This window comes from Iodobacter sp. (assembly GCF_025352645.1).
In the GTDB taxonomy this organism is placed as follows: Bacteria; Pseudomonadota; Gammaproteobacteria; order Burkholderiales; family Chitinibacteraceae; genus Iodobacter.
The window spans coordinates 18,062-31,141 of record NZ_JANXSO010000093.1; the positions used below are offsets into that span (position 1 = coordinate 18,062).

Below are 13,080 nucleotides of genomic sequence, written 5' to 3' on the forward strand. Positions count from 1 at the left end.
CATCTGGTTTGTCTGAAAACTATTGTTAGGTATGGGTAAAAATCTTGTTTTTCGTTGCATTTTTTGCGATTATATTTTGCATTGATTTGTTGAGTTAATTGGGCGGTTAGGATGTAAGCCTTGAGCCGTATTTGCGCGTTAAATATGTTGTATGTGTTTGTTGGGATTGGATTTATTCTATGTATCCTGAATCGATTTTCGCATCTTGCTCTGGGTTTTTGCGGGGGGCGGTGCCCTGCTTGGCTAGCATTGTCTGTTTGATTTTTGTAGATATAGATTGGATTAATGCTTAATATTTGCTATATGGTTTGAGTGTCTTGCATATATAAGGAAAGGGAGTGGCTTCGTTTTGTGCTTCTGTTTTTTTAGATTGTTAGGGCTGTGTTTCGTTATTTAAGTTGTAGGAATGAGCGCTTTACGTATTATTTTGTCTTATTCTAAAATCAAGTTTTAACATGTATGCGGTATACAAATTAGGTGTGCGGCTTGCGCCACGCTTGGCGCAAATGTTATGTTTATCAAGAAAGCAATAAGCGCTGAGGTTTAATCCTTGGTTAAAAAACAAAGTGAAGTGTTGGGGGAATTGTGCCGATCAAACCGAAACTCAAGGCTTGTGTCCTTGCTATTATGCTGGCTGTACCCTTGTCTGCGGGTGCAGTTGGATTAGGTAGGCTAAATGTATTGTCTGGGCTTGGTCAGCCTTTTCGTGCTGAAATTGATTTAGTTTCCGTGCAGCCGGGTGAGGCAGAGGGCTTAGTTGCTCGTCTGGCCGCTCCGGAGGCTTTTGCGCAAGCGCAAGTCCCTTACCCTTCGGCTTCGATGGGTTTGCGGTTTGCGGTTGATAAGCGCGCTAATGGCCAGCACTATGTCTTGGTGTCCTCTACGCAGTCTATTTCAGAGCCATTTTTGGACTTAGTGATTGATCTGAAATGGGCAGACGGAAAAATCCAGCGTGAATACACCGCTTTGATTGATCCACTGGGCTATACGCCATCTGCTACGGCGGGAAACTCGTCAAGAGAGTCGTTTTCGCCATCCGTGTTGCCTGGTACACGCCGTACAGGTGCTATTAAATCGGCAGCTAGAAAATCAGAAGCCAAGTCTGCAGACGTTCCGGCGGCTGCAGATAAATCAACCGATCAACAATATAAGGTGAAGGCAGGGGATACCCTGTCTGCCGTTGCTCGCCAAACGCAAGCAGAAGGTATTTCGTTAGAGCAAATGCTGGTGGGGCTTTATCGCCAAAATCCAGATGCTTTTGATGGCAATATGAACCGCTTACGCCGTGGCCGCATTTTAAATGTGCCGGGTAAAGAAGCTTTACAGGTGACGCCGGCTAAAGAGGCGGCTCAAGAAGTACGCTTACAATCGAAAGATTGGCAGGCATATCGTAATAAAGTTGCTGAAGCGGTGCAAAAGCGCCAAGCAGTGGCGGGTAATGAGCCGGTTAATGCTGGGAAAATCACCCCGAAGGTTGAAGAAAAAGCCTTGCCGGGTAGCGCTAGTCAAGATGTTTTGAAGCTGTCTAAGGGTGAGTCTCCAGGTAAGGCGAAGGGTGATGCCACTGCACAAGGCCGTATTCGTGCCTTGGAAGAAGAAGTAACGGCAAGGCAAAAAGGTTTGGATGAGTCAAACCAACGTGTGTCTGAGTTGCAAAAAAACATCCATGACATGGAAAAACTACTGGCGCTGAAAAGCCGAACAGGGGCTGAGTTGCAAGGCGTTAACAAGCAAAACCCTGTCGTCGCTTCTGAGGCCAGCCCTCAGCCCGTTGCAACGCCGCTGCCGACGCCAGTAGCGACAACGGTGCCGTTGGTGGCCAGCGATGTCCCTGCAATTGTGCCAGATACGGCCAGTGCCGCATCGAGCGTTAGCCCGCCAAAGAAAATACGTCGTCCTGTGCCCGCTCCAGAGCCTATTGCTGAGCCTGGCATTGTAGATGCTGTGATGGATAATTTATTACCACTAGGTGGCGGCTTGGCCGCAATTCTATTGGGTGGTGCTGGCTTTGCGTGGACGCGGCGACGCAAGCAAGGTAGCGCATTTGCGGATAGCGTGTTGACGGGGGGAGATTTAAAATCTAATACGCTGCTTGGCAATACCGGTGGTGCAGTCATTAGTACCCAGCCAACAGAAAACTCCTTTCTTACCGATTTTAGCCGTCAAGGCTTAGGTACGATTGATACGGATGAAGTCGATCCAATTGCTGAAGCCGAAGTGTATATGGCTTACGATCGGAACGAACAGGCCGAGGAGATTTTGCGTGATGCCCTGGTAAAAGATCCAAATCGTCACGAAATTCGCCTGAAGCTGCTGGAAATATTGGCGGCAAAAAAAGACAAAACGTCCTTTGAAGAGTTGGCAGCAGACCTCTTTACTATGACTTCCGGTAAGGGTGCGCATTGGGAACAGGCGGCGTATCAAGGCCGTGAAATTGATCCAGAAAACCCGCTGTATACCCAAGCTCCAGTGAACACGGCCTTTGCATCGACCACGGCCGCTAGCGTGTTTGACAATATGTCCATGCCAGCTGATGAGTTTGACTTGCCGCTTGATGAGCATCCAGAGCCGCCACCTGCGAGTAGCGTCAGTGATTTTGATGCAATGATGGGCGTGGAAGCTGCCGCTGCACCAAGTGTGGATCATCAAGCTAGTTTAAATGATCTAGATCTATCGCTTGATTTTGATCCTAGTGAGCTGGATGTTGTACCGCCAGCGGCTGAACATGTCGTTAGCCCTAAGTCTAATGCGATCGCTGAGTTTGATTTGTCTTTGCCTGAGTTGCAGCCAAATGTAGCAGCTGCTGCGCCCGTAAATCCTGTTTTGGATGATTTGGCCAGCCTTGATTTTGGTTTGGACGACTTCTTGGCGCCAGAAAAGGCCGCAAAGCCAGTAGATGCCCCTAGCGACAATGTAATGCTGGATCTGGATTTGCCCGTTGATTTTGCTGCAATGACCGCTAAAGCACCGGCCCAAGTTTTGGCTCCGGCGGAGCCAATGGCTGATGATCCCTTCGATTTAAATTTTGATCTTGATACCATGCCAGAAGCGGCCGTAGATATCACAGCATCTTTGCCTGATTTGGATTTGGATGAGTCGCCAGCCATGGGTGAGTTACCTGCTTTTGATGGCTTGCTTGATACTGCGCCAACACCGTCTAATGATGGGGCCGAAGAGGTCTTGGAGGCGGTCAGCGCTGATGATGGTTTAGGTTTGGATTTTGATTTTTCTCTTGATACACCACTCGAAATCACCGCGCCTAATTTGCCTGCTGAGGAGTCCATTGATTTGGGCGACTTAGGTTTGGACTTTGACTCGGCTTCCGCTTTCTCGCCTGCGGAATCAAATTTAGAATTTGCTGGGGATGATCCCGTGCAAACTAAAATAGATTTGGCAAAAGCATATGTGGATATGGGCGATGTCGAAGGAGCAAGAGAAATCTTGCAAGAGGCCATTGGTGAAGGTAACCCCGATCAGCAGAAACAGGCGCAAGCTTTATTAGGTAATCTTTGATTAGAGTACATTCTGCAAATCAAATTGTAGTTTGGCTTTGGGTGGCGTGTATCTTGCAAATTTTGCAGGGTACCCCACTCATTGTCTTTTCTGCGTTATGTGTTTTGCTTGCTCTAAGCTGCTGCGCTAATCGCTGCCGCTTAACTTTGAGGCGCTGCCGCTATTTATTATTAGCCATTGCACTGGTATATGGCTGGGCTACGCCGGGGCAGTATCTTTGGCCAAGCCCTTGGTCTCCCACGATAGAAGGCTTGGCTTTTGGTGCTCTGCAAGCGGTGCGCTTAATGGGGGTGCTAGCGGCTTTGCAGCTATTGCTGTGGCGATTAAGCTCGGCGCAGATTTTTTCTGGGTTGTATGCTTTATTGCGCCCATTTGCCTATGTGGGGCTAAATCGGCAACGCTGGGCTTTGCGCCTTAGCTTAACCATGCGTTTCTCTGCCGAATTTTTATCACAGCCAGAGCCGCTAGCGTGGCGCACATTTGCGCAGCGATTGGCGCTTGCAGAGCAGCCTTGCGAGTTGCAGGAAGTCTCTATTCTGGTAGAGTCGCTGTCTTTTTTTGATTTGCTGCTGCTTATTGTCTTGTGCATGGCGGCGCTGAGCACCTTGTTGATGCTGCGCTAGGTGCTTTTTTATAGATGACTTCTTTTTAGATGACGATGTTAATGAAATACGCACTCGCAGTGGAATACGATGGCCGTGCCTTTTATGGCTGGCAAGTCCAAAAAGATCTGCCGACTGTGCAAGCGGCTTTAGAGCTGGCGCTGAGTCAAATGGCGGGTGAAACCATTCGCGTACACGCTGCTGGCCGTACGGATGCGGGTGTGCATGGCGCAAGGCAAATTGTTCACTTTGAAACACAGGTCAATCGGCCGCTTACCGCATGGGTGAGGGGGGTGAATAGTTTTTTGCCTGATTCGGTGGCTGTATTGTGGGCCAAGCCCGTCTCGGATGACTTTCATGCGCGGTTCTCGGCGTTTGCTCGACATTATCGCTATTTATTACTTAATCATCCGGTGCGCCCAGCACTCTGGTCAGGGCGAATGGGGTGGGCGTTTTATGATTTAGATTTTGAGGCGATGCAGGCAGGGGTGGCGTATTTGCTTGGGCAACATGATTTTACAAGTTTTAGGGCGGCGGAATGCCAAGCTAAGTCTCCGGTCAAAACCATGACGCGAGCGAGTATCCAAAAAGAAGGTAATCTCATTATTTGTGATTTCTCTGCCGATGCTTTCTTGCATCATATGGTAAGAAATATTATTGGAGCCTTACTACATATTGGGAAAGGCAACGATAAACCCGAGTGGATGGCCGAATTAATCCTAGCCAAAGACAGAACGTCCGCGCCCCCCACCTTTATGCCAGACGGGCTCTACCTAGCTGGTGTAAGCTATCCCCCTGAATATGCGCTGGCGAGTGAGCCAGAATCACGGCATGGTTTGATTTAAGGTGTTGCCAATGAAAACACGTATCAAAGTTTGCGGTTTGCGGGATGCAGATATGGCGCTGCGTACGGCGGAGCTAGGGGCCGATGCTATTGGTCTCGTGTTTTACCCACCTAGCCCTCGGCATGTGGAAATCGACGCCGCAATGCAGATTGTGGCCGTCTTGCCTGCCTTTGTAAGTAGCGTAGGGCTGTTTGTTGATGCCGATGTGAGCTTTGTGCGTGGCGTACTGAATAAGGTGCCTTTAGACCTACTGCAATTTCACGGCGATGAGACGCCTGAGTACTGTTGGCAGTTTGGTCGACCTTATTTAAAGGCGCTTAGGGTAAGACCTGATATAAATTTGGTAGAATACGCACAGCGCTACGTGGATGGGCTTTGTAAGGGTATTTTAGTCGATGCTTTTGTTGAAGGCGTGCCAGGTGGAACTGGCGAGGCGTTTGATTGGGATCTGCTCCCTAAGTCGTTGCCGCTGCCCTTGATTTTATCGGGGGGCTTGCATTCAGATAATGTTTATGCAGCAATTTGTAAGGTTAAACCTTGGGCCGTTGATGTATCCAGCGGCGTAGAAAGCAGTAAGGGAATCAAAGATGCAGCAAAAATTGCTGCGTTTATTAATCAAGCGGAGAGAAATGCGCATGACTGAGACAGCTCACGGACAGAAAGCCCAGCAGGAAACCTATCAGCAGCCTGACTCCCAAGGCCATTTTGGCCAGTTTGGTGGTATTTTTGTAGCCGAAACTTTGATCCCTGCGTTGGATGAGCTTCGTATTGAGTACGAAAAAGCCCTGCAAGATCCAGATTTCGTGGCTGAGTATCACAGCGAGCTAAAGCATTACGTTGGCCGCCCCAGCCCGATCTACCATGCTAAACGCTGGTCAGAGCTACTTGGCGGCGCACAAATTTATTTAAAGCGCGAAGATTTAAACCATACCGGCGCACATAAGGTAAACAACACCATAGGCCAAGCGCTGTTAGCGCGTCGCATGGGTAAAAAACGCGTTATTGCTGAAACCGGCGCGGGCCAGCACGGCGTGGCCTCGGCCACTGTGGCTGCGCGTTATGGCTTGGAATGTATCGTGTATATGGGCGCTGAAGACGTAAAACGTCAAGCGCCTAATGTCTACCGCATGAAGTTACTAGGTGCAACCGTGGTGCCGGTGGAATCAGGCACTAAAACGCTGAAAGACGCGATGAATGAAGCGATGCGTGATTGGGTGACCAATGTAGATTCTACCTATTACATCATCGGTACGTGTGCAGGGCCACATCCGTATCCACAGCTAGTGCGTGATTTTCAGCGGGTGATTGGTGATGAATGCAAGGTGCAAATGCCAGAAATGATAGGTCGTCAGCCCGATGCCGTGGTGGCCTGTGTGGGTGGTGGATCGAATGCAATCGGCATTTTCTACCCTTATGTAGATGATCTATCGGTGCGCTTGATTGGGGTTGAGGCGGGCGGGGATGGTATTGATACCGGCCGTCACGCGGCACCGCTCACTACCAATGCCAAAGTAGGCGTATTGCATGGCAATCGCACCTTCTTAATGCAAGATGAAAACGGCCAGATCAGCGATACCCATTCGGTGTCTGCGGGCCTTGATTATCCTGGGGTTGGGCCAGAGCATAGTTACCTAAAAGATATTGGCCGTGCAGAGTATGTGGCGATCAATGATGATGAAGCGATTGCAGCTTTTCACGATCTTTGTCATTTTGAGGGTATCATTCCGGCCCTTGAGTCCAGTCATGCATTGGCACACGCGGCAAAAATGGCAAAAACAATGTCTAAAGATCAGGTGATTCTGGTGAACTTGTCGGGCCGAGGGGATAAAGATATTCCTACTTTGGCGCGCTTAACGGGGATTGAGCTCTAATCGCGCATTGAAAAAATACAAAAATCTGTAGCCACAAAAGGGGGCCGAGAACACATAAAGAGAAACATACTGATTGTTAGTTTCAAGCTAAGTTTTGGGGTTTCTTGCGTTAATTTATGTGCCCGTTGTTTTCTGTAGCTACAGATGTTTTAGATTTTAATAATTCTTTGTGGAATGCTGATATATGTCCCGAATTCAAGCTACATTCGCGCGTTTGCAAGGCCAGAATCGTCAAGCCTTGATCCCTTTTGTGACTGCGGGTGATCCGCATCCCCGTATCACGGTGGATGTGATGCATGCCTTAGTGGCTGGTGGTGCTGATATTCTTGAGCTGGGCGTGCCGTTTTCTGATCCTATGGCCGATGGCCCTGTGATTCAGCGTGCTTCAGAGCGTGCGCTATTGCATGGTGTATCTTTACGCCAAGTATTAGGTATGGTGGCCGAGTTTCGCCAAAGCAATACTGAAACACCGGTTGTGCTTATGGGCTACGCCAATCCAATGGAAGCGATGGGTTATGAGGCGTTTTCTAAGGCTGCGGTATTGGCAGGGGTGGACGGGGTATTAACCGTTGATTTACCGCCTGAAGAAGCCAAAGAGCGTGTGGATATCCTCAAGCAACACGGGATTGATCCCATTTTCTTACTTGCGCCAACTACAAAAGTTGCGCGGATCAAAGTCGTTGCCGAGATGGCCGCAGGCTATGTGTACTATGTTTCGCTGAAGGGCGTGACCGGTTCAGCTAACTTAGATATTAGCGACGTTACAGAAAAACTGAATGTATTAAAACAGTATCTCACCATTCCTATTGGGGTTGGTTTTGGGATTAGTGATGCAGCTACCGCAAAAGCGGTGGCTCGCGTGGCCGATGCGGTGGTGATTGGCTCACGTTTAGTAAAAGAAGCTGAAGCTGGAGAAGACGGCTTGGCAGATCGATTAACTGATTTTCTAACCGGCATTCGTGCCGCGATGGATACTGCACGCTAAGTAGGGGCACGGTATGCCGTGCCATCTTTAGTTGCAAGGATGGAGAAATAACAATGAGCTGGCTGCAAAAACTGCTTCCGCCGAAGATTAAGATTCGCACTACGGTGTCCAAGTCAGGTGTGCCTGAGGGTTTATGGCATAAATGCCCTGCTTGCAGCGCGGTTTTATACCGCACTGATTTAGAAAATAATTTAGAAGTATGTCCAAAGTGTGATTATCACAACGCGGTATTTGCGCGTCGCCGCTTGGATTTATTGCTCGATCAAGAGGGGCGTTTTGAGATTGGCGCTGAAGTTAAGCCAGTCGATGTTCTTAAATTTAAAGACAGTAAAAAATACATCGATCGTCTCCACGCCGCACAAGCCGATACGGGCGAAGACGATGCAATGGTTGTCATGCAGGGCGCCATTTTGACTGTGCCAGTGGTGATTGCTGCGTTTGAGTTTAAGTTTATTGGTGGGTCAATGGGCTCGGTAGTGGGGGAGCGCTTTGTGCGCGGTGTCCGCGCGGCCATTGAAAATAACGTGCCGTTTATTTGCGTATCCGCTTCTGGTGGTGCGCGTATGCAGGAAGGCTTGAATTCCTTAATGCAAATGACTAAAACTTGTGCGATTTTAACCAAGTTGGCGGATAAAAAATTACCCTTTATTTCTATCTTGACTGATCCAACTATGGGTGGGGTTTCGGCTTCTTTCGCCTTTTTGGGTGATGTGGTCATGGCCGAGCCTGGTGCCTTAATTGGTTTTGCGGGCCCACGAGTGATCGAGCAAACCGTGCGTGAAACATTGCCTGAGGGTTTTCAGCGCTCAGAATTCCTTTTGCAAAAAGGTGCGATTGATATGATTGTTGATCGCCGTGAAATGCGTCAGAAATTAGCGCTATTAATGACGCTTCTTTCCAAACAGCCTGCCCTGAACTGATGCCTACACCGTTTGATTCCTCCTCCCTTGATGCGTGGCTTTCCTATTTAGAGCAGCTTCACCCCAGCGCCATTGATATGGGGCTAACACGTGTTGCCAGCGTGCGTGATGCGATGGGCTTAAAGCCTGATTTTCCCGTGTTATTAGTAGGGGGGACCAATGGTAAAGGCTCGGTTTGCACGATGTTATCGAGTGTTTTACATGCTGCTGGATACAAAGTAGGTACTTATACCTCGCCGCATTTATTGCATTATCACGAGCGCGTTGCCATTAATCTGCAGCCAGCAAGCGACACCGATATCGTGGCCAGCTTTCAAGCGATTGAAGCGGCACGTGGTGAAATATCGCTGACCTATTTTGAGTTTGGCACCCTTGCCGCAATGCAGCAGTTTATGGCTGCAGGCGTGGACGTGGCGGTGTTAGAAGTAGGCTTGGGTGGGCGCTTAGATGCGGTCAATGTTTTTGAGCCAACGGCTTCGGCAGTCGTAAATGTCGGTCTAGATCATCAGTCCTATTTGGGTGACACGCGCGAGGCTATTGGCTTTGAAAAAGCGGGTATTTATCGAGCCAATAAAATTGCAATTTGTGCTGATCCTGAGCCGCCTCTGAGCTTGATTAATGAGGCAAAACGTATTGGTGCAGACTTGCAGCTTATTGGGCAAGATTTTGGTTTTGATAAACAAGCAGAAGGGCAGCAATGGACGTGGTGGAATAAAAACGGTGTGCGCCGCCATGCGCTACCATTCCCTGCGCTGCGTGGGCAATATCAATTAGGTAATGCTGCGGTTGTGCTGGCTCTGCTTGATGCGGTAAAAGATGTACTGCCTATTGGAATTGGTGATATAAAGCGCGGCTTGCTTGAAGTTGAGTTGGCTGCTCGTTTTCAGGTATTACCTGGGCGGCCTGCGGTGGTGCTCGATGTAGGGCATAATCCGCACGCGGCTAAAGTCTTACGGGCTAATTTAGATAGTATGGGTTTTTATCCAGTCACGCATGCCGTGATGGGGATGATGGCCGATAAGGATATTGCAGGTGTAGTGGCCTTGTTGGCAGATCGTATCGATGTATGGCACTTAGCTGCACCACAATTGCCGCGAGCAGCGAGCCCTGAGCAATTAGCCAATATTGTCAGTAGCCTTACTCCTCGTGCGCAGATAAATATTTATGAGAATGTTGAACTTGCTTTCACGGTAGCCTGTAAGCTTGCCACAGAAAGTGATAGAATTCTCGCCTTTGGATCCTTTTACACAGTTGCTGAAGTTATGGCGACGCGTGAGCGCTGAATATGCTTAACCGAAACACCAGCGAAGATTTGCTACAGCTTAAAAAACGTGCCCGTCGCCGCTTAGTGGGGGCGATTACCTTAGTGGTTTTTGCTCTGATTGTGCTGTGGACTGCACTTGATAGCACCCCACCAAGCAATATCGCTGGTAGTAATAGCATAGAAATCATCTCTAGCTCACCCGCTTTGCTGCAGCCAGTAGTAACGGCCGCGCCTGAAGTGGCCTCTATGGCCGCAACGCAAGCACCCGTTGTTCTCACTCCGCAGCCAGATCTTGCTCCTCCTCCTCAAGAATTAACGCCTGCACCGGTTCCGCAGTATCGAGTAGCCAGTAGCACGCAGTCTGTTTTGCCAGGTAAATTGGTTAATCATCAGAAAAAAATAGTGATTACACCTCCTCCTACGCCTAAACCAACACCTATTGCCTTGCCTGATCCTCAAAAAATATTAGAAGGGTTGGATACAACACCAAGTAAGCAAGTTGCCCTTGCTGAAAAAAATCTAAGCGATAAGCGCTACTACATTCAAATTGGCGCTTATGCAGATGGCGATAAAGCCGCGCAAGTCGTCAGCAAGCTAAAAGCTGAAGGTGTGCCTGCCTATTCTGAAAAAGTAACCACAGAAAAGGGCGCATTAACACGGGTTAGAGTTGGCCCAGTGAAAGATGAAGCGAAAGCCCAAAGCTACCTTAAAAAAATGGGAGTGCTTGGTTTAAGCGGGCACCTATCTAGCAAATAGGTTGAACCATGACAGGCTTTGATTACACAGTATTAGGCATTCTGGGCTTATCCATGTTGCTGTCCGTGATGCGGGGCTTAGTGCAAGAAGTGCTAGCGCTGGCGGCGTGGGTGCTGGCATTTTGGTTGGCTAGTCATTACGCCAGCGTTGCTGCTATGTGGATGCCGCAAAGTTTACCCAATGATGAATTGCGTTACTTGGCTGGATTTGTTTCGATATTTTTTGTGACTTGGGTGGCTTCCGCCATGTTACGAGTGACGTTCAATCAATTTTTACAGGCTACAGGTTTAAAACCGATGGATCGCTTGTTTGGTGCAGGTTTTGGTCTATTACGTGGCTTTTTATTATGCTTAACCTTGGTGCTGGCCGCTGGTTTCACCAGTTTGCCTAAGCAAATGATTTGGCGAAATGCCATGTTTAGCCCCTTATTTGAAGAAGCCGCCGTGATGGCCAAGGCTTGGCTGCCAGAAGCGCTGGCCGCCCGCATTCATTACGATTGATTTTGGGCAGGCATTCACCGCCGCCCTTGTTAAAAGATACTGCCGTGATGGCCATTTTGGCTGCTACGCGTGCATTTGTTAGATTAAAGAACCCAAAGGGGCATTCCGATGTGTGGCATTGTAGGTATCGTCGCCAAGACACCCGTTAATCAGTTGTTATACGATGGTTTGCTGGTTTTGCAGCATCGTGGTCAAGATGCTGCAGGGATCGTTACTGCTGAGGGGCTAACGCTCCATATGCACAAAGGGCAGGGTTTAGTGAGTGATGTATTCCGCACTCGCAATATGCGCTCTTTGATGGGCAACGCTGGGATTGGCCATGTGCGCTACCCAACGGCTGGCTCGGCCTCTAGCCTTGCTGAGTCGCAGCCCTTTTATGTCAACAGCCCGTTTGGGATTGTGCTGGCGCATAACGGCAATCTAACCAACGATAAGCAGTTGAAAGAAGATATGTACCGCACTGATCTGCGTCATATCAATACCAACTCTGATTCTGAAGCGCTGCTCAATGTGTTTGCCCACGAGCTATCGCGCCGTGTAACCGGCCCGCAGCTGGATGCAGATACCGTGTTTGATGCCATTACCGCCGTACACGAGCGCGTAAAAGGTGCTTACGCTGTAGTGGCCATGATTGCAGGCTTTGGCTTGGTGGCATTCCGTGATCCTTACGGCATTCGCCCGCTTTGCTTAGGCACACATGCAACAGCCGATGGCCTTGAATATATCGTGGCCTCAGAATCCGTGGCGCATGATGTATTAGGCTTTAAATTTGAGCGTGATATTGCACCGGGTGAAGCGGTGTATGTGACTTTTGAAGGCGAATTCCATAGCAAGCAGTGCCATGCTAACCCTGTGCTGGTGCCTTGTATTTTTGAACACGTTTATTTCGCCCGCCCTGATACCGTGATTGATGGTATTTCGGTGCACGAAGCGCGATTAAATATGGGTGAAAATCTAGCCGATAAAGTCGCCGCCGTGATTCCAAAGCTCGATATTGACGTGGTGATTCCTATTCCGGATACCAGCCGTGATTCAGCCTTGCAATTAGCCAATAAATTAGGTTTGCCATATCGCGAAGGCTTTATGAAAAACCGCTATATTGGCCGTACCTTTATTATGCCTGGCCAAGCCAGCCGTAAAAAATCAGTGCGCCAAAAGCTCAATCCAATTGCGGTTGAATTCCGTGGCAAGAATGTATTGCTGGTAGACGATTCAATCGTACGTGGCACCACCAGCCGCCAAATTGTGCAAATGGTAAGGGACTGCGGCGCAACCAAGGTTTATTTGGCTTCTGCAGCGCCACCAGTGATGTTCCCACACGTTTATGGTATTGATATGCCAACGCGTGCAGAGTTGATTGCAACGGGCCGCACGGATCAGCAAATTGCCGATGAGATTGGCGTAGATGCCATTATCTATCAAGAGCTAGATGCTCTGATTGATGCGTGTAGCAAAGCCAGTGCAGGCAAAATCACTTCTTTTGAAACATCCTGTTTTGATGGTAAATATATTACCGGCGATATTACGCCGCAATATCTGGATGAATTAGAAGCCAAGCGTCTATCGCCTTTATCCGCTAAAGCGGGTGATGTAGCCGAAAGCCGTTTATTAGATATGAATATCGGTGTGGGCGAGCAGAATCTGCTTTAAGCTCGATTAAATCTAGTAAGCAAAGCCCCCGAAATGAACTGACCCCAATTAGTTGGACAGTATAAAAGCTAGGTACTCAAGAGCTGGGTTCTGTATTGCACAGGACTCAGCCCTTTTAATTTCAGCTTGATTCGGTCGTGGTTATAGTAATGAATGTAATCCACGATGCCTTGC

Annotated in this window: 12 protein-coding genes; 11 read left to right on the forward strand and 1 reads right to left on the reverse strand. The window is 48.8% G+C overall.

All coding sequences use genetic code 11. From position 1 onward, the window contains the following. The first annotated feature begins 585 nt into the window (after positions 1-585). The 11 genes from Q0R17_RS10490 to purF all read left to right on the forward strand — a co-directional run bounded on the left by Q0R17_RS10490 (position 586) and on the right by purF (position 12,906). Positions 586-3,513 (forward strand): FimV/HubP family polar landmark protein, encoded by a 2,928-nt coding sequence (locus tag Q0R17_RS10490; RefSeq protein ID WP_293934848.1) that lies wholly within the window; start codon positions 586-588, stop codon positions 3,511-3,513. Between the two features lie 53 nt (positions 3,514-3,566). Continuing rightward, complete coding sequence (locus tag Q0R17_RS10495; protein ID WP_308446357.1) at positions 3,567-4,136, forward strand: hypothetical protein; 570 nt, start codon at positions 3,567-3,569, stop codon at positions 4,134-4,136. A 41-nt stretch (positions 4,137-4,177) separates the two neighbouring features. Further along, positions 4,178-4,960 carry a tRNA pseudouridine(38-40) synthase TruA gene (gene truA, locus Q0R17_RS10500; protein WP_293934854.1) on the forward strand — a complete coding sequence of 261 codons (783 nt, stop codon included), beginning with the start codon at positions 4,178-4,180 and terminating at the stop codon, positions 4,958-4,960. A gap of 10 nt (positions 4,961-4,970) precedes the next feature. After that, the gene (locus tag Q0R17_RS10505) at positions 4,971-5,603 is read left to right on the forward strand and encodes a phosphoribosylanthranilate isomerase (RefSeq protein WP_293934857.1); all 633 of its coding nucleotides are present in this window, start codon (positions 4,971-4,973) and stop codon (positions 5,601-5,603) included. After that, complete coding sequence (gene trpB / locus Q0R17_RS10510; protein ID WP_293934859.1) at positions 5,596-6,831, forward strand: tryptophan synthase subunit beta; 1,236 nt, start codon at positions 5,596-5,598, stop codon at positions 6,829-6,831. Before Q0R17_RS10505 ends, trpB begins: the two co-directional genes overlap by 8 nt. Positions 6,832-7,015: 184 nt before the next feature. Next, positions 7,016-7,816, forward strand: a complete 801-nt coding sequence (trpA, locus tag Q0R17_RS10515; protein ID WP_293934861.1) for a tryptophan synthase subunit alpha — start codon at positions 7,016-7,018, stop codon at positions 7,814-7,816. Positions 7,817-7,869: 53 nt separating this feature from the next. After that, positions 7,870-8,736, forward strand: a complete 867-nt coding sequence (gene accD, locus Q0R17_RS10520) for an acetyl-CoA carboxylase, carboxyltransferase subunit beta (protein WP_293934863.1) — start codon at positions 7,870-7,872, stop codon at positions 8,734-8,736. Then, positions 8,736-10,019: a bifunctional tetrahydrofolate synthase/dihydrofolate synthase gene (folC, locus tag Q0R17_RS10525; RefSeq protein WP_293934866.1), complete on the forward strand. Its 1,284-nt coding sequence runs from the start codon at positions 8,736-8,738 to the stop codon at positions 10,017-10,019. Before accD ends, folC begins: the two co-directional genes overlap by 1 nt. A 2-nt stretch (positions 10,020-10,021) precedes the next feature. Then, positions 10,022-10,756 carry an SPOR domain-containing protein gene (locus Q0R17_RS10530; protein ID WP_293934869.1) on the forward strand — a complete coding sequence of 245 codons (735 nt, stop codon included), beginning with the start codon at positions 10,022-10,024 and terminating at the stop codon, positions 10,754-10,756. 8 nt (positions 10,757-10,764) lie between these two features. Next, the gene (locus tag Q0R17_RS10535) at positions 10,765-11,256 is read left to right on the forward strand and encodes a CvpA family protein (protein ID WP_293934872.1); all 492 of its coding nucleotides are present in this window, start codon (positions 10,765-10,767) and stop codon (positions 11,254-11,256) included. 108 nt (positions 11,257-11,364) lie between these two features. Beyond that, on the forward strand, positions 11,365-12,906 hold the full coding sequence (purF, locus tag Q0R17_RS10540; RefSeq protein WP_293934874.1) for an amidophosphoribosyltransferase: 1,542 nt from the start codon (positions 11,365-11,367) through the stop codon (positions 12,904-12,906). A 68-nt stretch (positions 12,907-12,974) separates the two neighbouring features. Here purF and Q0R17_RS10545 read toward each other — a convergent pair. Then, a partial coding sequence (locus tag Q0R17_RS10545) for an IS3 family transposase (protein ID WP_293932832.1) occupies positions 12,975-13,080 on the reverse strand: 106 nt, incomplete at its 5' end.

Coding starts and splice junctions, on each gene's coding strand:
- truA (WP_293934854.1), top strand. CDS start 4,178: ATGAAATACGCACTCGCAGTGGAATACGATGGCCGTGCCTTTTATGGC.
- Q0R17_RS10505 (WP_293934857.1), top strand. CDS start 4,971: ATGAAAACACGTATCAAAGTTTGCGGTTTGCGGGATGCAGATATGGCG.
- trpB (WP_293934859.1), top strand. CDS start 5,596: ATGACTGAGACAGCTCACGGACAGAAAGCCCAGCAGGAAACCTATCAG.
- trpA (WP_293934861.1), top strand. CDS start 7,016: ATGTCCCGAATTCAAGCTACATTCGCGCGTTTGCAAGGCCAGAATCGT.
- accD (WP_293934863.1), top strand. CDS start 7,870: ATGAGCTGGCTGCAAAAACTGCTTCCGCCGAAGATTAAGATTCGCACT.
- folC (WP_293934866.1), top strand. CDS start 8,736: ATGCCTACACCGTTTGATTCCTCCTCCCTTGATGCGTGGCTTTCCTAT.
- Q0R17_RS10530 (WP_293934869.1), top strand. CDS start 10,022: ATGCTTAACCGAAACACCAGCGAAGATTTGCTACAGCTTAAAAAACGT.
- Q0R17_RS10535 (WP_293934872.1), top strand. CDS start 10,765: ATGACAGGCTTTGATTACACAGTATTAGGCATTCTGGGCTTATCCATG.
- purF (WP_293934874.1), top strand. CDS start 11,365: ATGTGTGGCATTGTAGGTATCGTCGCCAAGACACCCGTTAATCAGTTG.